Origin of the sequence: Streptomyces sp. NPDC091376 (assembly GCF_044757085.1) — a bacterium.
In the GTDB taxonomy this organism is placed as follows: Bacteria; Actinomycetota; Actinomycetes; order Streptomycetales; family Streptomycetaceae; genus Streptomyces; species Streptomyces pratisoli.
In genome coordinates this window covers 590652-609713 of the sequence record NZ_JBIVUF010000002.1, presented here as the reverse complement: position 1 = coordinate 609713, position 19062 = coordinate 590652, and the positions used below count along the sequence as shown (strand labels likewise).

Genomic DNA, 19062 nt, shown 5'->3' with positions numbered 1-19062 from the left:
GCGGATCATGTGGCCGCTACGGGCCGGGCTCGCCCCGTCCGTCGCCACCAAGACCAAGTAACCCTTGAAGTCGCGCTGAACGCCGTCGCCTTCGACCTATGGGCCGTGATCGTCTTGCCGACGCCCTGGAGTACGACAAAGCTGGCTGTGTGGGCAGTCCGGAACGCGCCCAGAACGGAGGAGAGCCCGCAGATCAGCCCATAAACGATCAAAGGGAGAGGGCGTCATGACGACACAGAGCTCCGCGCGGTCGGCCAGTCCGGGGGACGCGACTCCGACCGTGGCCAGGCAGCCCGACGGTCTCGGCATGCGGGTCGGGGACGTAGCGGAAATCACCGTTCTCTTCGATGTCAAGCCCGGCGGGGCAGAGAGGTTCCGCCAGAACGCCGCCAAGATCCAGAACGAAGCCTGGTACTACGAAAAGATCGTCGGCACTGTCCACGACTTCCGCGTCGCCTTCATCAACAATGACACTCAGGTCATAGGCGCGGTCACGTATGACGGGGACTTCAAGACATACATAGCTGACATCTTCAGCAAAGCGGGACCGTGGTTCGACGAGATGTTCGACGGTGTCATCGAGGGCTATCCCGGCGCAAGCGATCCCGGCGTCTTCGACTGGCTGGCGCCGAAGATCGTGGAGGCCGACATGTGGTACGCCTCCAATCCCACCATGACGGTCCAGGACACTGCCAAGGCGCAAAAGGTCACGGAGGCGTTCAACGCGTTGCTCGATACTGCATCCGCCTAGCACTTGTCTCGCGTCCAGGTGCTGTGGCCGTGGCCATGGCGCCTGGGCACCACCAAGCGGCCCGGCAGCGGCGCGCGGTCGTCGGACCGGGCCCCACAGCGGAGGTCGCAGCATCATGTCCGACCACCTTTCCGGCACCCGTGCCCTGGCCGATCCGGCCATAGACCTGACCGACCTCTATGCCTTTCCCAGCCCCACCCAGGCAGGTCGGCTCGTCCTCATCATGAACGTCTTTCCCAATGCGCGGCCGGGAGCCCTGTTCTCCAATGCTGCCAGCTATCGCTTCCGCGTCCGTCCGGCATCCGTGCCCATGGGAGAACCCGGCGCGCTCTTCGATGTCGGCACCGACGAATTCGCGCTTACTTGCACCTTCTCGACTCCGGTCGGACCGGATGGAAAAGGGGAGTTGGCGCAGCGGGGAACGTGCGTGCTGCCGAACGGGGAATCCGTTTCGTTGCTCGTGAACGACGAGGGTGGCGAGGGCCACGGCGTGCGCCTCTACGCCGGCCTGCGGCTGGATCCCTTCTTCATGGACGTGGTCAAGGAGGTGGAGACGCGGGCGAGTCGGCGGCTCGCCTTCGTGCCGAAGGGCACCAACTTCCTGGAGGGCACCGACGTCCTGACCATCGTGGCGGAGCTTGACGTCGCCAGGGTGTTCGGGGCGGCCTCGGGCGGCGTCTTCGCTGTCGCGGCGGAAACCGTCACGGCCGGGCCGTATCCCGTGCGCCTCGAACGCCTCGGCCGCCCCGAGGTCAAGAACATCCTCATGTCGGACAACGGCGTCGACACCGCCAACAAGGTCGTGGACCTGCGTGATCTCTACAACGAGGAAGACCCGTTCCGGCTGGGTCCGAGCTACATGGACGCCTATCGCGCACGGCTCAACGCCAATCTGGTCTTCTTCGACGGCCTCGACGGCAAGGCGGACTGGACGACGCAGCCGGACGGGACGCATCCGCTGACGGAGCTGCTGCTCGCGGACTTCCTGATCACGGACGTTGCCAAGCCGTACGCCGAGGACAGCTACTTCGAGATCGAGCGGGCCCTGCTGGAGGGACGGAAGCATGTGACCTCTGGCGGCCGGTCGCTGAACGACGATGTCATCGACACGCTCTACACGCTCATCGTCAACGCGGGCCATGGCCCGCGCGTGAGCGACGGCGTCGACGGGACGGTGCCGGCTTCGCGCGAATTCCCGTACCTGGCACCGCCCAACCCCGACCCGCCCGAGCGGGTGGCCGCCATCCCGACGGCTGCCGCGAGCTGATGAGCGGTTCCACGGCCGCCACTCATACCGGCAGCGGGAAAGGGCCCGACCTTACGGGCGGGCCGCCCACGACCGCCGGCGTCATCGCCATGGGCAACCTCGACGCGCGCATCGAAGGTCTGACGTCGCAGGCGGCACGGGGACGACTCACCACTGACGGCTGGGGCGAGCTGGTGGAGCTGACCGCCCTGCGCGGGCATGTACGGGGCCGCATCGACGAGGCCGAGCGTGCGGCATCGCTGGCCGAGACGTTCGTCGACCAGGCACCGAGCGATCCTCGGTCCCATTTGGCACGCGCCAGGCTGGCGGGCCTCTTCCACCGGTTCGCGGCGGCGCTGGACGATCTGGACACGGCGGCCGCGCTGGGGCTCGATCGGCGAAGCGCGGACGAGGAGCGAGCAGCCGTCTGCCAGGCGGTCGGGCGATACGACGAGGCCCTTGCGCTGCTTCGCCAGGGGTTCTCGAGGCGCCAGGATTTCAGGACCCTCGGCGCCATGGCCCGCTGTCATGCCGAGAACGGCGAGACGGACGAGGCCGAGACGTGGTTTCTGGCGGCCAGACGCGCCTACCGCGGGGTCAGTCCATTTCCCCTGGCGGTTCTCGAGTTCCAGTGCGGGCAGATGTGGCTGGCCCAGGGCGGCCCGGTGAACGCGCGCAGCTGGCTGGAGTCGGCCGCTTCCCGACTGCCCTCCTACGTGCCGGCTCAAGGCCGCCTCGCTGAGACCGACGCCATCGAAGGCAGGACGGCAGTGGCGATCGAGCGCCTGCGCCGGCTGGCCCACGTCAGCGACGATCCCGACTACGCGACCCGGCTCGCCCACCTCCTGGGCACGTCTGCGGTGTCGGCGGAGGCCCGGTTCTGGCGTGCCCACGCCGGCGCGCGCTACGAGGAGTTGATGGCGCGCCATCCCGAGGCGTACGCCGATCATGCGGCGGAGTTCTGGCTGACCGTCGGCGGCGATCCTCAGCGAGCGCTTCGGCTCGCGCGGCAGAACCTCGCCCTTCGAGCGACTCCACGCGCCTACTCACTCGTCAATCGCGCGATGTGCCGTGTCGGACAGTGCCGACCGTAATGGCAATTGATACGAATCGACTGATATCGGACGGGAAGGACGCCATGACAGCGACGGAAGCCCTACCGCTCGAGCTGGACGAGATTCAGGGCATCGTGCTGCGCACCCGGCCGTCGCCGTACGTCGGCACGTACATCCTGCTGCGGGTGGACGATCCCGGCGCCGGGCGTGAGCTGATGGGACGCTTGGCTGAACTGGTCGACTCCGCGGCCAACTGGTGGCAGCCGCCCCTGCCGGCGCTCCTCAACGTCGGCCTGACGTTCCGGGGCCTCGAAGCGCTCCAGGTCCCACCGGCATCCCTGAACACCTTCCCCGAGGAGTTCCGGCAGGGCATGGCGGCACGGGCCGACTTCATCGGTGACACCGGGGACAGTGCGCCCGCGAGCTGGGAGCCGCCGTTCGGTACCGGCCAGGTGCACGTCGTGCTGTCCCTCGTCGCCGCCGATCAGGAGTCACTGGCCGTCGTCCTCGAACGGGCACGTCAGGCGCGCGCGCAGCTTCCCGGTCTCCAGGTGGTGCATCGGCAGGAGTTGTACCAACTGGCCTCGGGGCGGACCAGCTTCGGCTACAAGGACGGCATCAGCAACCCCATCGTGGAGGGAAGCGGCGCGGCGTACCCGCCGGGTGGCGGTCCCGCCCTCAAGGCGGGCGAGTTCGTGCTGGGCTATCCCGACGAGACGGGAAACCTGCCGCCGATGCCGGCGCCGGACGTGCTTGGCCGAAACGGCACGTTCGTGGTCTGGCGGAAGCTGCACACGCACGTCGCCGCCTTCCGGCGCTATCTGCGCGACAACGCCACCAGTCCGGAGGAGGAGTCGCTGCTCGCCGCGAAGATCGTGGGCCGCTGGCCGAGCGGTGCCCCCTTGATCCTGGCGCCCGAGCACGACGATCCGGACCTGGGGGCGGACGAGCAGCGCAACAACGACTTTGTCTACGCGTCCGATCCGCGGGGCTTGGTCTGCCCCCACGGCGCACACGCCAGGCGCGCCAATCCGCGTGACTCGGAGATCATCGGCGACGTCGACCTCCACCGGCTGATTCGGCGGAGCACCAGCTACGGGCCGCCGCTGCCGGCCGGCGTCCTGGACGACGACGGCGCCGACCGGGGCATCGTGTTCATCGCCCTCAACGCACATCTCAACCGTCAGTTCGAGTTCGTGAAGTCGCAGTGGTTCAACGACGGCAACTTCACCGGCCTCGACGAGGAGAAGGATCTGCTGACGGGCGACAACGACGGCGGTGGCATCTTCACGATCCCGCACCACCCCGTACGACGACGCCTGCACGGCGTCGAGCGCTTCGTCACCACTCGCGGCGGCGAGTACTTCTTCCTCCCGAGCCTCAGCGCCCTGCGCTGGCTCGCCGACAGCAAGTGGCAAGACCAACCTGCCGGCTGATCTCCGAGACCGTCGGCGCCTCACCGTGTTCGGCGATCCACTCGCGGATGCAGCGCAGAATCCGGCGCTGTCTCTCGCTGATCTCGTTCATGCGGCATCCCTCCAGTCATCCGCACGGGCAACGTGCCGCAGCTCCCCCCACATGGCCGGCGAGCGGCCCGCCTCGGTCCAGAACGGGTGTCTGGCAATCCGGCACGACTCCACGATCAGGCGTCGTCGTAGCGCAGTCGTGCCGACCCCGGGGGAACAGCGAGCCAGTGCCTCGTACGTGCGTAGCCAGTCGCGCTGGGCCTGCACCAGATCCTCGGGGAAGCCGTTTCTCGCCATGACCTGATTAGAGCACGTGTTCGATTTCTTGCGCATGCCGTGACGCGTCACTCGGTGGGGTGAAACGCGGCGGGACACGCCCCGTCCGGCAGCGGTCGACGTGGAGGCAGGCGGGAAACCGGCGAGTCAGGGTGCATGCAGAAGGGGTGCCGCTCCGGAGAGTGGCACCCCTTCTGATCTGCAAGTCTCTGACCTGCTGCGGTGGGTGTGGGATTTGAACCCACGGTGACGTCGCCGCCACGACGGTTTTCAAGACCGTTCCCTTAGGCCGCTCGGGCAACCCACCAGTGCCCCGCCTCACCTGCTGCGGAGCGGGCTACAGCCTACCGGCTGCGGATCTCGCGCGATGCGGGATGGTGGGAGTACGGCCAGAGTGGCCGCCCGGGTCAGCGGTCGGCGATGTCCTCGCGGAGGCCGTCGGAGAACTCCCACCATGACAGGGGGAGCCAGTCGCCGTCGACGAAGGCATCGACCGTGGCGCCGCGACCGCGGACGGTCACCGTCGTACCTGCCGGGTAGGTGGCGCCGGACAGGCCGGGCACGGGGACGAGCAGGGTCCCAAGCCGATGTGCTGCCACTTCTCGCCCTCCTTCTTGATTCATCGGTCGGTGCGGCGTCAGCGGCACACCGGGAAGATTCCTCCCGAGATTACCGGGTTGTCCGATCCTGTGGGGCGGAGAATCATGAGAGATGGGTCATATGGAAAGGAGGGGCGGGGCGGGGGCGGGACGGGGGCGGCAACCAGATGTGCATCGCGAGCGGAGGTCGCAGCATGAAAGCCGTCGTGTACAAGGAACCGTTCAGCGTGGCGATCGAGGACGTCGACAAGCCCACGATCCAGCATCCGAACGATGTGATCGTACGAGTGACCTCCACCGCGATATGCGGGTCCGACCTGCACATGTACGAAGGCCGTACGGCCGCGGAGCCCGGCATCGTCTTCGGCCACGAGAACATGGGGATCATCGAGGAACTCGGCCAGGGCGTCACCTCGCTCAAGGAGGGCGACCGCGTGGTCATGCCCTTCAATGTCGCCTGCGGGTTCTGCACCAACTGTGTAGAGGGATTCACCGGGTTCTGCCAGACCGTCAATCCCGGTTTCGCCGGTGGCGCCTACGGCTACGTCGCCATGGGGCCCTGGCCGGGCGGGCAGGCGGAGTATCTGCGCGTTCCCTATGCCGACTTCAACTGTCTGAAGCTGCCGCCGGGCAAGGAGCACGAGACCGACTTCATGCTGCTCGCCGACATCTTCCCCACCGGCTATCACGGCTGTGAACTCGCCCAGGTCCGCCCGGGCGAGAGCGTCGCGGTGTACGGCGGAGGGCCCGTCGGGCTCATGGCCGCGTACTCGGCCCTGCTGCGCGGAGCGAAGAAGGTCTTCGTCGTGGACCGGGTTCCCGAGCGGCTGGAGAAGGCACGGGAGATCGGCGCGGTGCCGATCAACTTCGCCGAGGGCGACCCGGTGGAGCAGATCAAGGAGCAGACCGAGGGAGTCGGCACCGACAAGGGTGTGGACGCCGTCGGTTACCAGGCGATGGGACACGGCACCGACCGCGAGGAGCCGGCGACCGTACTGAACTCGCTCGTCGGCACGGTCCGGGCCACCGGCATGCTCGGCGTACCCGGCCTGTACGTACCGGCCGACCCCGGCGGCCCCGACGAGCAGTCGAAGCGCGGCATGCTCCTCGTCTCCATCGGCAAGCTCTTCGAGAAGGGCCTGAAGATGGGTACGGGGCAGTGCAACGTGAAGCGCTACAACCGGTACCTGCGCGACATGATCATCGAGGGGCGGGCGACGCCAAGCTTCGTCGTCTCGCACGAACTGCCCCTGGACCAGGCGCCGTCGGCGTACGACAAGTTCGACAAGCGGATCGAGGGCTACACCAAGGTCGTGCTGCATCCGTAGCAGTCACGAGCGCGGAAATCTCCAGAGGAACACGAAGAGCACGAAGAGGAACACGAAGGACACGAAGAGCACGAAGGGGCTGCCGAATCGTTCGGCAGCCCCTTCCCACGCCCTCGGCTCTCACGCTCCCGGCGCCTCTTCGGCGCCTCTTCGGCGCCGTCATCGCGGCACCGGCCGTCAGCCGTCGCCCTTGCGCTCGCCCAGGGTGACCGTCGCCGTGACCTCGCGGCCGTCACGTTCGAAGGTGAGCTTGACCTTGTCGCCCGGCTTGTGGTTCCAGATCTCGCTGATCAGCGTCGGGCCGCTGTCGATCGGCTTGCCGTTGAACTTGGTGATGACGTCGCCGGGCTTGAGCCCCGCCTTGGCCGCCGGTCCGTTCGGGGTGATCGCGGGCGTGCCGCCCGAGCCCTGATCGGCGATCGTGGCGCCGGCGCCCTTCTCCGCCATGCTCACCGTCGCGCCGATGACGGGGTAGACGGGCCGGCCCGTCTTGATGAGCTGCTCCGCCACGTTCTTGGCCTGGTTGATCGGGATGGCGAAGCCGAGACCGATGGAACCCGCCTGGGACTGCTGGCCGAAGCCGTTGCCGCCGGCGGACTGGATGGCCGAGTTGATGCCGATCACCGCGCCGCGCGCGTCGAGGAGCGGGCCGCCGGAGTTGCCCGGGTTGATCGACGCGTCGGTCTGCAGCGCGCTCATGTACGAGTTCTTGTTGCTCGTGCCGTCGCCCGAGGCCACCGGGCGGTTCTTCGCGCTGATGATGCCCGTCGTGACCGTGTTGGAGAGGCCGAAGGGCGCGCCGATCGCGATCGTCGAGTCGCCGACCGCGACCCGCTCGGAGTCGCCCAGCGGCAGCGGGGTCAGCCCGGAGGGAGCGTTCTTCAGCTTCAGCACGGCGACGTCGTAGCCCTGCGCGCGGCCGACGACCTCGGCGTCGTACTTCTTGCCGTCGGAGAAGATCGCGGAGAGCGTGCCGCCGTCGGCCGCGGAGGCCACCACGTGGTTGTTGGTGAGGATGTGGCCTTCCTTGTCGTACACGAAGCCGGTGCCCGTGCCGCCCTCGGCCTCGCCCTCGGCGCTGCCTCCGGACTGCGCCTCGATCGTGACGACGCTCGGCAGTGCCTTGCCCGCCACGGCGGCGACCGTGCCCGGCTCGCGCTTGAGGTCGACGGGGGCGTCGCCGGAGGCGACGGTCGTCGAGATGTTGGCGTCGTCGTTGCTTTCGGCGGCCCAGTAGCCGATTCCGCCGCCGACGCCGCCCGCGACGAGCGCGGCGGCGAGTACGGACGCGATCAGTCCGCCCGATCGCTTACGCGGGGACTGCGGGCCCGGCGCGTGCGCGGCCGCGCCCCAGGGCGAGACGGGCGGCGGGGGCGGGGGCGGCCACGCTCCCTGCGGGTACTGGGCAGTCGCGGGGAAGGCCGCCGTGTCGGCGGGGGAGGGGGCCTGGGTGCCGGGGGGAGGCACCGGGGCGGTGGGCGGCGCCGGCGGCACCGGCCGGTTCGGCTGCGTCGGCGCGTCCTCGCCGGCGGCCTGATGCTCATGATCGTGCGCGGCAGCGCTTTCGGGAGCGGCCGCCGGCACAGGAGGTACGGACGGGCCGGCGTGAGCCGGGGTGCCCTCGTTCTCAGTGCTCACAGCTTCCTCTCCTCAGATCCACGATCCACGATTCCCACGGGGTTCCACGGGGTCCACTCGGTTCCTTCAGGACCCCTGGGCCCCTCAGTCAGGACCCTGAGGTCCCACGGTTCTGCCGTTCCACGGTCCGCTGCCGCGGCTCCGTAGCTCCGCGACTCCGCACCGATGTGCTGCGGTCAGCTTTTCCCACAGCCTGTCAGGCCACTGTAAGCAGGACCTGTGCGTATGTGCGCCATCCCTTATCCCGGACATTACGGACGCGGCCGCAGCGTCCGCTTTCAGACGATGACACCATGACGCGGTGACCCAACACCGGATCCAGGTCGTCGCCCATCGAGGCGCCTCGGAGGACGCTCCCGAACACACCCTGGCCGCCTATGTGAAGGCCATAGAGGACGGGGCGGACGCCCTCGAGTGTGACGTACGCCTGACGGCGGACGGCCATCTCGTCTGTGTCCACGACCGCCGGGTGAACCGCACCTCCAACGGCCGCGGCGCCGTCTCCGCCCTGGAACTCGCGGAACTCGCCGCGCTCGACTTCGGCTCCTGGAAGGACAGCGAGGAGAGCCCGGACTGGAAGGACCACGAGTTCACGTCCGTGCTGACGCTGGAGCGGCTGCTCGAACTGACCGCCGACGCCGGTCGGCGCATCGAGCTGGCCATCGAGACCAAGCACCCCACCCGCTGGGCGGGCCAGGTCGAGGAACGGCTGCTCCAGCTGCTGAAGCGCTTCGGCCTGGACGCCCCGGCGGCGCCCGCCGAGTCGCCCGTACGCATCATGAGCTTCTCGGCGCGCTCGCTGCACCGGATCGAGGCCGCGGCGCCGGTGATCCCGACCGTGTATCTGATGCAGTTCCTCCCGCTGCGCTCGCGTGAGGCGCGGCTGCCCGCGGGTGCCCGGATCGCCGGGCCCGGCATCCGGCTCGTACGCAATCACCCCTCCTATGTGGAACGGCTGCACGCGGCGGGCCATCAGGTGCACGTCTGGACCGTGAACGAGCCGGAGGACGTCGACCTCTGCGTCGGCCTCGGCGTCGAGGCGATCATCACCAACCGTCCGAAGCAGGTGCTGGCCCAGCTCGGCCGCCACTGACGCAGGCCCTTTGCGGGCCCTCGCAGGCGCTCGCGGTGCCCTTCCTGTCCGCGACGTGCCCGCTACAGGGAGTGCACCGGCGCGTTCGATCCGTATTCGATCGTTACGAGTGCGTCACCAGACACGGATTGGCCGGTTTCCGGTCCAGTTCAGTGGGGCATCCACACCGTGGCGTGGGGCGAAGGAGGTCTCGGGGGTGGCGTTGGTGGTGGCACAGGAGGTGCCCACGTCGTCGAGCATGGCCGTACCCCATGGCCCTGCGGGCGTGGGTGAGGCAAGGCACCGGATGCGTGAGCAGCTGCGACGCAACGGACTGTCCGAATCGGTCGTCGACGATGCTGTTCTGATCCTTTCCGAACTGCTGAGCAATGCCTGCCGGCACGGCAGACCGCTCGGGCACGCGGAGATCGGGGACGGCGACATCCGCGCCGCGTGGCGCGTCGACCAGGCGGGCGGCCTGACGGTCGAGGTGACGGACGGAGGCGGCCCGACCCGCCCGATTCCGTCCACGCCCTCGGTAACGGCGCACGGCGGCCGCGGGCTCAACATCATCAGCTCGCTCGCCCAGGACTGGGGCGTACGGGACAGCGCGTCCGGCGAGGTCACGGTGTGGGTTCTCGTCACCGAAGGGCATCGTCGCGACGATTTCGCTACGCGCGTCACTGCCCCCGGGTTCGATTTCGCGGACGCCTACGACGACATGGACTGAGCCTCGATCGAGGCGGCCTCCGCGGCGGCGCCCGCGCCGTGGAGCGCCGCTGTGACCGTTGCCACGGTCACAGCGGCTAGGCTCGCGCCCGAGACAAGCACGCCGTCATCGGGAGAAAGCCACATCATGGCCAAGAAGCGCCCCCAGACGAAGGCCGCCGCCAAGCCACAGATCGCCAACGGCGAGATTCCTGTGGTCGGCGCCCGCGAGCCCTGCCCCTGCGGCTCGGGCCGTCGCTACAAGGCCTGCCACGGCCGGGCCGCCGCGCACGCCGTGACCGAGCTGGTCCAGCGCCCCTTCGAGGGGCTGCCCGCCGAGTGCGACTGGGTCGCCCTCCGCGAGCTGGTGCCCGCCGCGACCGCCGAACTGACCCTGAAGGACGGTCTGCCCGAGGACGTTCCGTCGCTCATGCTCGCGACCGTCCTTCCCATGGCCTGGCCCGCGCTGCGTCGCGAGGACGGCTCCGTACTCCTCGCCCTGCAGAACGACACGTCCTCCGGCGACCTCAGCCGCGATCTCGCCGACACGCTGCAGCGCGCGCTGACGACGAAGCCCGGCAACGCGGTGCCTCCGCGGCGGGCGCCGGCGGACGGCCCCCGGCTGCAGGACCTGATCGACGCGGACGCGCCGTTCGAGCCCGTCGTCCACAGCGGCTTCGAGTTCTGGATCCCGGAGTCGGTCGAGACCACGAGCGCGGAGGTGACCGCTTCTCTGGAGCGTGCCAACGCCGCCGCGATCCCGACCGTGAAGCTGGCCGGGGTGGACGCCGCGTACTGGTGCGAGACGCCGGAGAAGAACCACCTGCGCTGGGTCATGCCGCACGCCGAGGAAGAGCTGCTGGACGCTCTCGCCCGGCTGCAGGCCGCGGGCACGTCGAGCCTCGGCGAGGGCACCCGCCTCGTCGGCTCGTTCCGGGCGCACGGTCTGATGGTCCCGGTGTGGGACCTGCCGAGCGGCATGGGCGCCGAGGAGTGCGAGAAGCCGGCGGCGGAGTTCGCGGAGCGGCTGACCGCGGCGCTCGCGGCGGACACGCCGCTGACGGGCGACGAGCGCCGTGCGCGCGGCGGGCTCACCAACCGCCAGGTGACCCTCAGCTGAGCAGCTGACGGGCCGCACGGCGACGCCGGGCGGGCGGCGGCGCACGGGCTGCGAAGGGTGCCGGGACGACGGCTTCGGTCGTCGCCCGCGCACGCCGTGACGATTTCTGTCGCGCGGCGGGTGATCCCTGTCACAACTGCCCGTACGGGCAGGTAATTCGCTGTCCGAATACCCGAGATCGAATTTGCGAACAGCAGATCTCTTGTTACCGTTCTAGAAGCCCGGTCGCTGGTGCATCCCCCGTCGCCAGCGACCGGGCGTTGCTATTTCCCGCAATCCCCTCGCCGCTCAGCCGGGCGTCAACTTCCCCCGGCATCAGGAGAGTTGCTCCCGGAGCGCAGCAGCAGCGGACTGTCGGCATCGCCTACGGAACGAGCGAACTCCGCGACCGCGGAATACGCATCCGCTTCACCAAGAGCCTTCTCACGCGGTGTTTCACAGGCCGCGGGCTCATCTCCCGCCTCGATCGCACAATGTGTCCGTACGGTCCTGTCGCCGGGACCCATGAGGCTCAGTACGGACATCAGCTCATCGCCGGTCCCGTTGCGGAAGTACGTTCGCGCCCACACGTCCGGGCCCTCCGTCAGCACGCAGGTCTGGGCCTCGACGCCCGCCGGTGAGGTGACTTCCGGGCCGCAGTGTTCGCTTGTGCGTCGTCCGAGGATCGCTTCCACGGCCGCGTCGGGAGCCTTTTCCGGGTCGTCGGGCACATGCATTCCGGCCAGAATTGCCGGCGTGCCCGCCCTCTTGCCATCCGGCGTTCCCGGCTCGGGCGGGTCCGCCGGTCCGGCGGAGGCGGCGAGTGGGAGCAGTGCGGCACAGACGGCGGCGAGCGTGAGCCCGGTCAGGCGCTGATTCATGGTGGGCCGAAGATACCGACGGTCGACGGGCGCCCGCGGCGTCGCGCGCCCAATTCCCGTACAAGAGGGCCCGGCTCCTACCCGTACGAGTGAGTCACCGGGCCCGCACGGTCCGTACGCGAGCCCTCACGCGGCACATCACCGCGCGAGTCGCCGGTCCTCCGGCCGGTCGGTACGTGCGCCGTCACCGCCGGCCGGCCGCTACGCGAGCCGTCACCGCGGTCGGTACGCAAGCACCCCCGGCCGTTGCGCGAGCGGAGGAAGCCGGCCGTCAGTACGTGAGCCGGGATCCCTCCCCGGTCTCCGGAGGTGTCACCCCGCCCGAGGGCGCGCTGACGCTCGCCTCCACGAGAGCGTCGACGACCGCTTCGACGTCCGGCAGCCAGGGCGCGGCCGAACCGGGCAGCGGCGCGCGCTCCCAGCGGACCTGTCCCGTGCCGGTTTCGGAGGGCGGAAGCATCAGATAGCCGCCCTCGCCGTGGAAGCGGAGCGAACTCGGCACCCAGTCCTTGGCGTGGAGCAGCTCGCCGAGCTGCTCCATCGAGTACGGGGCCACGAGCAGCGACCACCGCGTCGGCGTGGCGACGACAGGGCCGAGCCGCATGCCCATGTGGTCGAGCACGGAGAGAGCCCGTGCTCCGGCGACCGCCGGCAGGCTCACGGCACAGGGCGCACGGCCCCCCGTGGCGAGCACGATCGGAGCCGTGGGTCGCTGCGTCCACCACCAGCGCACCATGCGCTCATCGGTGGTCGCCGCCAGGATCCCGGGGTCGAAGGGGTGCGCGCCGGGTACCACGCACTCGGGGTCGGGGCAGGCACAGCCGCGCCCGCGGTCGGTCCGACCGCCGGCCGCCTTGAGTCCCACACCGGGAAGCACGGGCCATTCCCATGCGGTGGCGCAGGTGAGCGCCGCGTCGAGCTGAGGAGCAGGCCTCCCCTTGCGCCGGAACCGGAGCCTGCGTCGCCTTCCGAGGATCTCGCGCATGAGCGCTCGTTCCTTTCCGTTGAACGCCGAGGTCCATATCACTCCATGTGTGCATAACGTCACTGCGCGTACAGGCGGCGTCTCGCCGCCCTTGCCGTAGGCACGGGCGATCCCATGGGCTGTGTCCATTAAACGCATGGCGAGGGGTGGCGCGCGCCTGGCGCTTGCTGTCCCGCTGTACTCGTCCCGCCGCACGGGATGGGGCGGCGGCCCACGGCGATTAAGACGCCCGGGCTCCCCGCCAGGTTCCGGGACTGTCCCAACTGCCCCTGGCCATCACCGTTTACGTACCCATCACGCTCGGGATGACTCCCCCCTGGGGCTTCGCCTCGGACTTCACCCTGGGTGGGATCCCCATGTCGAACGGCCCTAGTCGACCGCAAATAGCGACCACGGGGGGCATTTTTTGGCCAAGTTCACGCCCCCTCGGACACCAGTAATCCCAGGAGGACGATGCTGGACATCCCCCTTTGTCTGCGTGTAGATGTGGATGCAGTGATAGCGGCGCAGATTGACATGGGGGTTTGCGATGCTATTGGGCAAAACGCACCAGCCGGAAGGCCGGCGATCATGAGCGCCCCGCACCTGCCGAAAGTGGCTGGAATCGACTCAGCGGTTCCGGCCCCTCCGCACACTGCCGCGTCCCTGACGTCCTCCGCCGCCGCTGCCACCGCGCCCGGCGCGATGATCCAGGACCGGCTGGCCGGCTGGGTCTCGGACCTCACCACCCTGCACGAACTCACCGAACGCCTCGCCAGAACCGGAACGCTGGACGAAGCACTCCATGAACTCCTGCGCGCGGGCGCCGCCCTGGTCGGCGCCCGCCGTGGCATGGTCGTCCTCGAACCGGCCGACGGCCGAGGCCCCTCCAGCACGGTCGGCCTCGGTCTCGCCCACGCCGACCTCGGCCACATCGAGACCGTCCCGCGCAGCGCCACCGCGTACGGCCGGATCCTCGACGCCCGGACGACCGGGATCCCCGGACCCGTCGCCCAGGCCGACCTCTTCCACGACGAGTCGCTCGACCCGCGCCACCGCGAGGTCGCCGCCCGCCTCGGCTATGCCGCCAGCTACGCCCTGCCGCTCGCCACCGACGACGCGGGAAGACTGGGCGTCGCCGTCTGGTTCTACGACGAGCCCGCCGAGCCGGTGGACCGCCAGCGTCATCTCGTCGGTCTCTACGGGCGGTACGCCACCGAGCATCTCGCCCGGCTGCTGGAGCTGGACCGGGCCCGCCGGCAGATGGCCACCATCGCCGACGAGCTGCTGCCCAGCCGGCTGCCCCGGGTGCCCGGGGTGCGGCTCGCGGCCCGTCATCTCAGCGGACCGCGCGGCGGCGGCGAGTGGTACGACGCACTGCCGCTGCCGGAGGGCGCGCTGGGGCTCGCCGTCGGCTCCGTCTCCGGTTCCGGACCGAGCGCGCTGGCCGCGATGGGCAGGCTCCGGGCGAGCCTGCGGGCGTACGCGGTGATGGAGGGCGAGGACCCCGTCGCCGTACTGTCCGACCTGGAGCTGCTGCTGAGGCTGACGGAACCGGCCCGCTCGGCGACCGCGCTGTTCGCGTACTGCGAACCGGCCGCCGCCCCGCACCCCGAAGGCCACGAGAGCAGGATCGTGCTCGCCGGCGCCGGACACACCCCGCCGCTGATCGTGGGACAGCACCGCACCGAGTTCGTGGAGACCTCGCTGTCGGCGCCGCTGGGGATGCTGGCCTGCTGGGAGGCGCCGAGCGTGGAGTTCTCCCCCGCCCACGGAGAAACGGTGCTCCTCTACACCGACGGGCTGCTGCGGCGCACCGGCGATCCCATGGACCGGGCGTTCGCACGGCTGCACGCGGCCGCGGCGAGCGTGCCGAAGGCGGCCCGAGACGATCCGGGAGCGATCGCCGACCACGTCCTGCGCACGGTGCTGCCCGACGGTCTCGGTGCCGGGGACGACGGTGAGGACGTGGTGATACTGGCCGCCTGGTTCGAGTGATGCTCCGGTGATGCCCCGGTGACGCAGGCCATGGGGCGCACGGCCCCGGGCCGCTGACGCACGACCGTACGATGGGTGGGGGTTCAGCGTCGTACCAACAAGGAGGCAGACCCGTGGCAGAGGAGCTCACCCCGGAGACCCCGGACGAGTCGAGTGAAGAGCCGATCAAGCAGCGCAAGAACGGCCTGTACCCGGAGGTCTCCGACGAGCTCGCGGAGAGCATGAAGTCCGGCTGGGCCGACACCGAGCTGCACGGTCTGGAGCCGATCGCGCAGGCCGCGCACACCGCACGCCGCCGTGCCGCCCTCTCCGCCCGCTTCCCGGGCGAGCGTCTCGTGGTCCCGGCGGGCAATCTGAGGACCCGCTCGAACGACACCGAGTACGCCTTCCGCGCCTCGACCGAGTACGCCTACCTCACCGGTGACCAGAGCCACGACGGCGTCCTGGTGCTGGAGCCCGTGGGCGACGGACACGAGGCCACCGTCTACCTGCTGCCGCGCTCCGACCGGGAGAACGGCGAGTTCTGGCTCGACGCCCAGGGCGAGCTGTGGGTCGGCCGTCGCCACTCGCTGGCCGAGGCGGGACAGCTGCTCGGCATCCCGGCCAAGGACGTGCGCGAACTGCCGCAGCAGCTGCGCGAGGCGACCGGCCAGGTTCGTACCGTCCGCGGCCACGACGCCGGCATCGAGGCCGCCCTGACCGACAAGGTCACCGCGGAGCGCGACGAGGAGCTGCGCGTCTTCCTCTCCGAGGCCCGCCTCGTGAAGGACGAGTTCGAGATCGCGGAGCTTCAGAAGGCGTGCGACGCCACGGCCCGCGGCTTCGAGGACGTCGTCAAGGTCCTGGACAAGGCCGAGGCCACCAGCGAGCGCTACATCGAGGGAACGTTCTTCCTGCGCGCCCGCGTCGAGGGCAACGACATCGGCTACGGCTCGATCTGCGCGGCCGGCCCGCACGCGACCACCCTGCACTGGGTGCGCAACGACGGAGCCGTACGCTCCGGCGAGCTGCTGCTGCTCGACGCCGGTGTGGAGACCACCGAGCTCTACACCGCCGATGTGACGCGCACGCTGCCGATCAACGGCCGCTTCAACGAGCTGCAGCGCAAGATCTACGACGCGGTGTACGAGGCCCAGGAGGCCGGTATCGCCGCGGTGCGCCCCGGCGCGGCCTACCGCGACTTCCACGACGCGGCGCAGCGCGTGCTCGCCGCCCGGCTCGTGGAGTGGGGCCTGCTCGGCGACCTCGACGTGGAGAAGGTCCTGGAGCTGGGTCTGCAGCGCCGCTGGACCCTGCACGGCACGGGCCACATGCTCGGCATGGACGTCCACGACTGCGCGGCCGCGCGCCGTGAGACGTATGTGGGGGCCACGCTGGAGCCCGGCATGTGCCTCACGGTCGAGCCGGGTCTGTACTTCCAGGCCGACGATCTGACCGTGCCCGAGGAGTACCGCGGCATCGGCGTCCGGATCGAGGACGACATCCTCGTCACCGAGGACGGCAACCGGAACCTGTCGGCCGCGCTGCCGCGCAGGTCCGACGAGGTCGAGGCCTGGATGGCCGGCCTCAAGGGCTGATCCCCGGCCGCACGAAGCAGGAGGAGGGCGCTCCGCTCAGACCACTCTGAGCAGGGCGTCCTCCCGCCATTTCAGCACCTTGTCGAAGCTCACCACCGCGCCCCGGCCCGGCCGGTTCCGCAGATAGACGTGATCGGCGAGCTGCTCGATGAGACAGAGCCCGCGGCCGCCCTCCGCCGAGAGGCCGGGGACCGCGACGTGCGAACAGTCCGGGAAACCCGGCCCGCCGTCGACGACTTCGATACGGCACTTCTCGCCGTCCAGATACGCCGTCACCCGGTACGCGTCGGAAGACGAACCGGCCGCGGCACTCCCGCCGTGTTCGACGGCGTTGGCACACGCCTCGCTCAGTGCGACCGAGAGATCGTAGGAGATGTCGGGATCGACACCCGCGGTGTCCATGGCACCGAGCAGAAGACGTCGAGCGAGCGGAACGCTCGCAGCCTCGCGCCGCAAATGGAGAGACCACCAGATGCTCATGCTCCAGCCTCCTGGCTGCGGCTCGACATACCGTTACGTATTGCCGGGTGGGCACGTTCGTAAGCGTGGAGTTGACGTGATTGCCCTCATTCGGCGGATGCGTGAATCGCCCATGCCGGTGTATGCCCACGCCACATCGCCGGAGCGTTCCCAAACGTGACCTTCCGGACCTGCCGCACGAACGCGATGGGCTCGGTGCGATGATGTCCCGGCCATGTCTGCCCAACCGTCGGTCGCAACCGACGACGCACCCGCCGGAGCCGGTTGCCGGCTGCTGAGGGCCGCGGTGTTCGCCGCGGTCTGCGTCGTGCTGTCCGCACTGGGGCATGTGCTGGCCGCCTGCGCGACCGTCCCGTGGTGGACGCTGCTCGCCGGGTTCCTGATCGTCCTCGCCGTGGCGGCGCCGCTCGCCGGACGATCGCGCTCGCTGACCGCCGTCGTCGCCGCGCTGGCCGGCGGACAGCTCGTCCTGCACACCCTTTTCGGCCTCGGCCAGCGCCCGCTGGCCGTGTCACCGAGCGCCGACGACGCGCTGATCAGGATGGCCGCCAAGCTCGTCTGCGGCGCCGGCGGCAACGCGCTGAGCCCCGCCGACGCCCACCGGATCGTCGCCGGCGCCGGCATCGACCCGGCGACCGCCGTGCAGGCCACGCACGCGGGGCACGCCGGACACGCCGCCGCGCCCGCCACGGCCCTCGAGTCCGCCGGGCTGCTGCCCGGCGTTCCCATGGTGCTCGGCCATCTGCTGGCCGCACTGGCCGCGGGCTGGCTGCTGCGGCACGGCGACCTCGCGCTGTCGCGGCTGGCCGAGCTGTCCGCACAGGGTGCGCACGACGCGGGTGAGGCGGTGGCCGAAGCGGCGCTCGTTCGTGCCCTGCGCGCCGCGCTCGTTCTCGTACGGGAACTGCTCGCCGGACTGCCCGGGGCGCCCGGTGCCCGTCCGCGCCCCGTCCGCACCGGCCGCGACCACCCCGCGCCACCGGTGGCGGGGGCACTCCAGCACACCGTGATCAGGCGGGGCCCGCCCGCGCACCGCGCCCTCGCGTCCTGCGTCCTCGCAGCCTGACGCGGCCCACTCGACGGGAGTCCCGGAGGGAGTCCTGAGCGCGGTGGTGCCGCGGCGTCCCCGCGCACCCGCGCGCGGACCGATCACCTTCCTGCTCACGTGGAGTGTTCTCTGCCATGAACAAGATCTCTCGTCTCGCCGTCGCCTCCGGTGTCGCCGCTTCCTCGGTGCTGCTGCTCTCCGGCACCGCCTTCGCGCACGTCAGCGTGCAGCCCCAGGGAGAGGCCGCCAAGGGCGGCTACGCCACCGTCAACTTCAAGGTGCCGAACGAGCGCGACAACGCCTCGACCGTGAAGGTGGAGGTCACCGTCCCCGCCGAGCACCCGCTGTCGTCCGTGATGCCGCAGCCGGTCCCGGGCTGGAAGGCCGAGGTCACCAAGACCAAGCTCGCCAAGCCGCTGACGGTGCACGGCAAGCAGATCACCGAGGCCGTCTCGAAGGTCACCTGGATCGCGGCCGGCGGCAAGATCGAGCCGGGCCAGTTCCAGCAGTTCCCCGTGTCGCTGGGGCGCCTGCCCGAGGACGCCGACCAGCTCGTCTTCAAGGCTCTCCAGACGTACGACAACAAGGAGGTCGTGCGCTGGATCGAGGAGCCGAAGGAGGGTGCGGCGGAACCCGAGCACCCCGCCCCTGTGCTCGCGCTGTCCGCCGCGACCGGTGACCACCACGGCGGCGGCGCCGCGAGCGACGACAAGAACGCCGCCGCCCAGGACAAGAAGCACCACGCGGCGGACGAGAAGACCACGGCCGCCTCCGCCAGCGACACCACGGCCCGGGTACTCGCCGTCGTCGGCATCCTCGTCGGTGCCGCCGGTGTCGCCTTCGGCGTGCTGGCCGGCCGCCGTCGCGCTGCCTGAC

Annotated in this window: 18 protein-coding genes and 1 tRNA gene; 12 read left to right on the top strand and 7 right to left on the bottom strand. The window is 70.1% G+C overall.

The window, feature by feature from the left end; translation table 11 throughout:
* The first annotated feature begins 226 nt into the window (after positions 1-226).
* The 4 genes from ACIQMR_RS07120 (at position 227) to ACIQMR_RS07105 (ending at position 4488) form a co-directional block, all read left to right on the top strand.
* Entirely contained in the window at positions 227-751 is a 525-nt protein-coding gene (locus tag ACIQMR_RS07120) for a hypothetical protein (protein ID WP_401383826.1), read from the top strand.
* 115 nt (positions 752-866) lie between these two features.
* A complete protein-coding gene (locus ACIQMR_RS07115; RefSeq protein WP_401383823.1) occupies positions 867-2018 on the top strand; it encodes a DUF4331 family protein in 1152 nt (383 codons plus the stop codon).
* 89 nt (positions 2019-2107) lie between these two features.
* Entirely contained in the window at positions 2108-3091 is a 984-nt protein-coding gene (locus ACIQMR_RS07110) for a tetratricopeptide repeat protein (protein WP_401383821.1), read from the top strand.
* 44 nt (positions 3092-3135) lie between these two features.
* Entirely contained in the window at positions 3136-4488 is a 1353-nt protein-coding gene (locus ACIQMR_RS07105; RefSeq protein ID WP_401383819.1) for a Dyp-type peroxidase, read from the top strand.
* Here the strand turns inward: ACIQMR_RS07105 and ACIQMR_RS07100 are convergent.
* From ACIQMR_RS07100 to ACIQMR_RS07090, 3 genes are all read right to left on the bottom strand, one after another.
* Entirely contained in the window at positions 4433-4579 is a 147-nt protein-coding gene (locus tag ACIQMR_RS07100) for a LexA family protein (RefSeq protein WP_401383816.1), read from the bottom strand. The genes ACIQMR_RS07105 and ACIQMR_RS07100 overlap by 56 nt on opposite strands.
* A 435-nt stretch (positions 4580-5014) precedes the next feature.
* A tRNA-Ser gene (locus ACIQMR_RS07095) sits at positions 5015-5101 on the bottom strand.
* A gap of 100 nt (positions 5102-5201) precedes the next feature.
* The gene (locus ACIQMR_RS07090) at positions 5202-5393 is read right to left on the bottom strand and encodes a hypothetical protein (RefSeq protein ID WP_266380080.1); all 192 of its coding nucleotides are present in this window, start codon (positions 5391-5393) and stop codon (positions 5202-5204) included.
* Positions 5394-5587: 194 nt separating this feature from the next.
* Between ACIQMR_RS07090 and ACIQMR_RS07085 the strand changes: the two genes are divergently transcribed.
* Positions 5588-6721, top strand: coding sequence for a glutathione-independent formaldehyde dehydrogenase (locus tag ACIQMR_RS07085; RefSeq protein WP_401383814.1), 1134 nt, complete (start codon positions 5588-5590; stop codon positions 6719-6721).
* A 177-nt stretch (positions 6722-6898) separates the two neighbouring features.
* Here the strand turns inward: ACIQMR_RS07085 and ACIQMR_RS07080 are convergent, their stop codons facing one another.
* Positions 6899-8359 carry a S1C family serine protease gene (locus ACIQMR_RS07080; protein ID WP_401383812.1) on the bottom strand — a complete coding sequence of 487 codons (1461 nt, stop codon included), beginning with the start codon at positions 8357-8359 and terminating at the stop codon, positions 6899-6901.
* A gap of 301 nt (positions 8360-8660) precedes the next feature.
* On the opposite strand from ACIQMR_RS07080, the gene ACIQMR_RS07075 reads away from it, so the two are divergent.
* The 3 genes from ACIQMR_RS07075 (at position 8661) to ACIQMR_RS07065 (ending at position 11259) form a co-directional block, all read left to right on the top strand.
* Positions 8661-9452: a glycerophosphodiester phosphodiesterase gene (locus tag ACIQMR_RS07075; RefSeq protein ID WP_401383810.1), complete on the top strand. Its 792-nt coding sequence runs from the start codon at positions 8661-8663 to the stop codon at positions 9450-9452.
* Between the two features lie 109 nt (positions 9453-9561).
* Positions 9562-10161 carry an ATP-binding protein gene (locus ACIQMR_RS07070; protein WP_266380090.1) on the top strand — a complete coding sequence of 200 codons (600 nt, stop codon included), beginning with the start codon at positions 9562-9564 and terminating at the stop codon, positions 10159-10161.
* 126 nt (positions 10162-10287) lie between these two features.
* Positions 10288-11259 carry a DUF5926 family protein gene (locus tag ACIQMR_RS07065; protein ID WP_401383807.1) on the top strand — a complete coding sequence of 324 codons (972 nt, stop codon included), beginning with the start codon at positions 10288-10290 and terminating at the stop codon, positions 11257-11259.
* A gap of 299 nt (positions 11260-11558) precedes the next feature.
* Here ACIQMR_RS07065 and ACIQMR_RS07060 read toward each other — a convergent pair whose 3' ends face one another.
* A complete protein-coding gene (locus ACIQMR_RS07060; protein ID WP_401383805.1) occupies positions 11559-11975 on the bottom strand; it encodes a hypothetical protein in 417 nt (138 codons plus the stop codon).
* 415 nt (positions 11976-12390) lie between these two features.
* The gene (locus ACIQMR_RS07055; protein WP_266380099.1) at positions 12391-13104 is read right to left on the bottom strand and encodes a bifunctional DNA primase/polymerase; all 714 of its coding nucleotides are present in this window, start codon (positions 13102-13104) and stop codon (positions 12391-12393) included.
* Between the two features lie 453 nt (positions 13105-13557).
* Here ACIQMR_RS07055 and ACIQMR_RS07050 point away from each other — a divergent pair, with 453 nt between their 5' ends.
* Positions 13558-15081 (top strand): PP2C family protein-serine/threonine phosphatase, encoded by a 1524-nt coding sequence (locus ACIQMR_RS07050; RefSeq protein ID WP_401383803.1) that lies wholly within the window; start codon positions 13558-13560, stop codon positions 15079-15081.
* 113 nt (positions 15082-15194) lie between these two features.
* Positions 15195-16658 carry an aminopeptidase P family protein gene (locus ACIQMR_RS07045; RefSeq protein WP_401383800.1) on the top strand — a complete coding sequence of 488 codons (1464 nt, stop codon included), beginning with the start codon at positions 15195-15197 and terminating at the stop codon, positions 16656-16658.
* Positions 16659-16694: 36 nt separating this feature from the next.
* Here the strand turns inward: ACIQMR_RS07045 and ACIQMR_RS07040 are convergent, their stop codons facing one another.
* Entirely contained in the window at positions 16695-17138 is a 444-nt protein-coding gene (locus ACIQMR_RS07040; protein WP_266380108.1) for an ATP-binding protein, read from the bottom strand.
* A 214-nt stretch (positions 17139-17352) separates the two neighbouring features.
* Here ACIQMR_RS07040 and ACIQMR_RS07035 point away from each other — a divergent pair, with 214 nt between their 5' ends.
* Together ACIQMR_RS07035 and ACIQMR_RS07030 are read left to right on the top strand one after the other, a co-directional pair.
* The gene (locus ACIQMR_RS07035) at positions 17353-18204 is read left to right on the top strand and encodes a hypothetical protein (protein WP_401383798.1); all 852 of its coding nucleotides are present in this window, start codon (positions 17353-17355) and stop codon (positions 18202-18204) included.
* A gap of 116 nt (positions 18205-18320) precedes the next feature.
* A complete protein-coding gene (locus ACIQMR_RS07030; protein WP_401383796.1) occupies positions 18321-19061 on the top strand; it encodes a YcnI family protein in 741 nt (246 codons plus the stop codon).
* Position 19062 lies beyond the last annotated feature (1 nt).

Coding starts and splice junctions, on each gene's coding strand:
- ACIQMR_RS07120 (WP_401383826.1), top strand. CDS start 227: ATGACGACACAGAGCTCCGCGCGGTCGGCCAGTCCGGGGGACGCGACT.
- ACIQMR_RS07115 (WP_401383823.1), top strand. CDS start 867: ATGTCCGACCACCTTTCCGGCACCCGTGCCCTGGCCGATCCGGCCATA.
- ACIQMR_RS07110 (WP_401383821.1), top strand. CDS start 2,108: ATGGGCAACCTCGACGCGCGCATCGAAGGTCTGACGTCGCAGGCGGCA.
- ACIQMR_RS07105 (WP_401383819.1), top strand. CDS start 3,136: ATGACAGCGACGGAAGCCCTACCGCTCGAGCTGGACGAGATTCAGGGC.
- ACIQMR_RS07100 (WP_401383816.1), bottom strand. CDS start 4,579: ATGAACGAGATCAGCGAGAGACAGCGCCGGATTCTGCGCTGCATCCGC.
- ACIQMR_RS07085 (WP_401383814.1), top strand. CDS start 5,588: ATGAAAGCCGTCGTGTACAAGGAACCGTTCAGCGTGGCGATCGAGGAC.
- ACIQMR_RS07065 (WP_401383807.1), top strand. CDS start 10,288: ATGGCCAAGAAGCGCCCCCAGACGAAGGCCGCCGCCAAGCCACAGATC.
- ACIQMR_RS07060 (WP_401383805.1), bottom strand. CDS start 11,975: ATGCATGTGCCCGACGACCCGGAAAAGGCTCCCGACGCGGCCGTGGAA.
- ACIQMR_RS07055 (WP_266380099.1), bottom strand. CDS start 13,104: ATGCGCGAGATCCTCGGAAGGCGACGCAGGCTCCGGTTCCGGCGCAAG.
- ACIQMR_RS07050 (WP_401383803.1), top strand. CDS start 13,558: ATGCTGGACATCCCCCTTTGTCTGCGTGTAGATGTGGATGCAGTGATA.
- ACIQMR_RS07040 (WP_266380108.1), bottom strand. CDS start 17,138: ATGAGCATCTGGTGGTCTCTCCATTTGCGGCGCGAGGCTGCGAGCGTT.
- ACIQMR_RS07035 (WP_401383798.1), top strand. CDS start 17,353: ATGTCTGCCCAACCGTCGGTCGCAACCGACGACGCACCCGCCGGAGCC.
- ACIQMR_RS07030 (WP_401383796.1), top strand. CDS start 18,321: ATGAACAAGATCTCTCGTCTCGCCGTCGCCTCCGGTGTCGCCGCTTCC.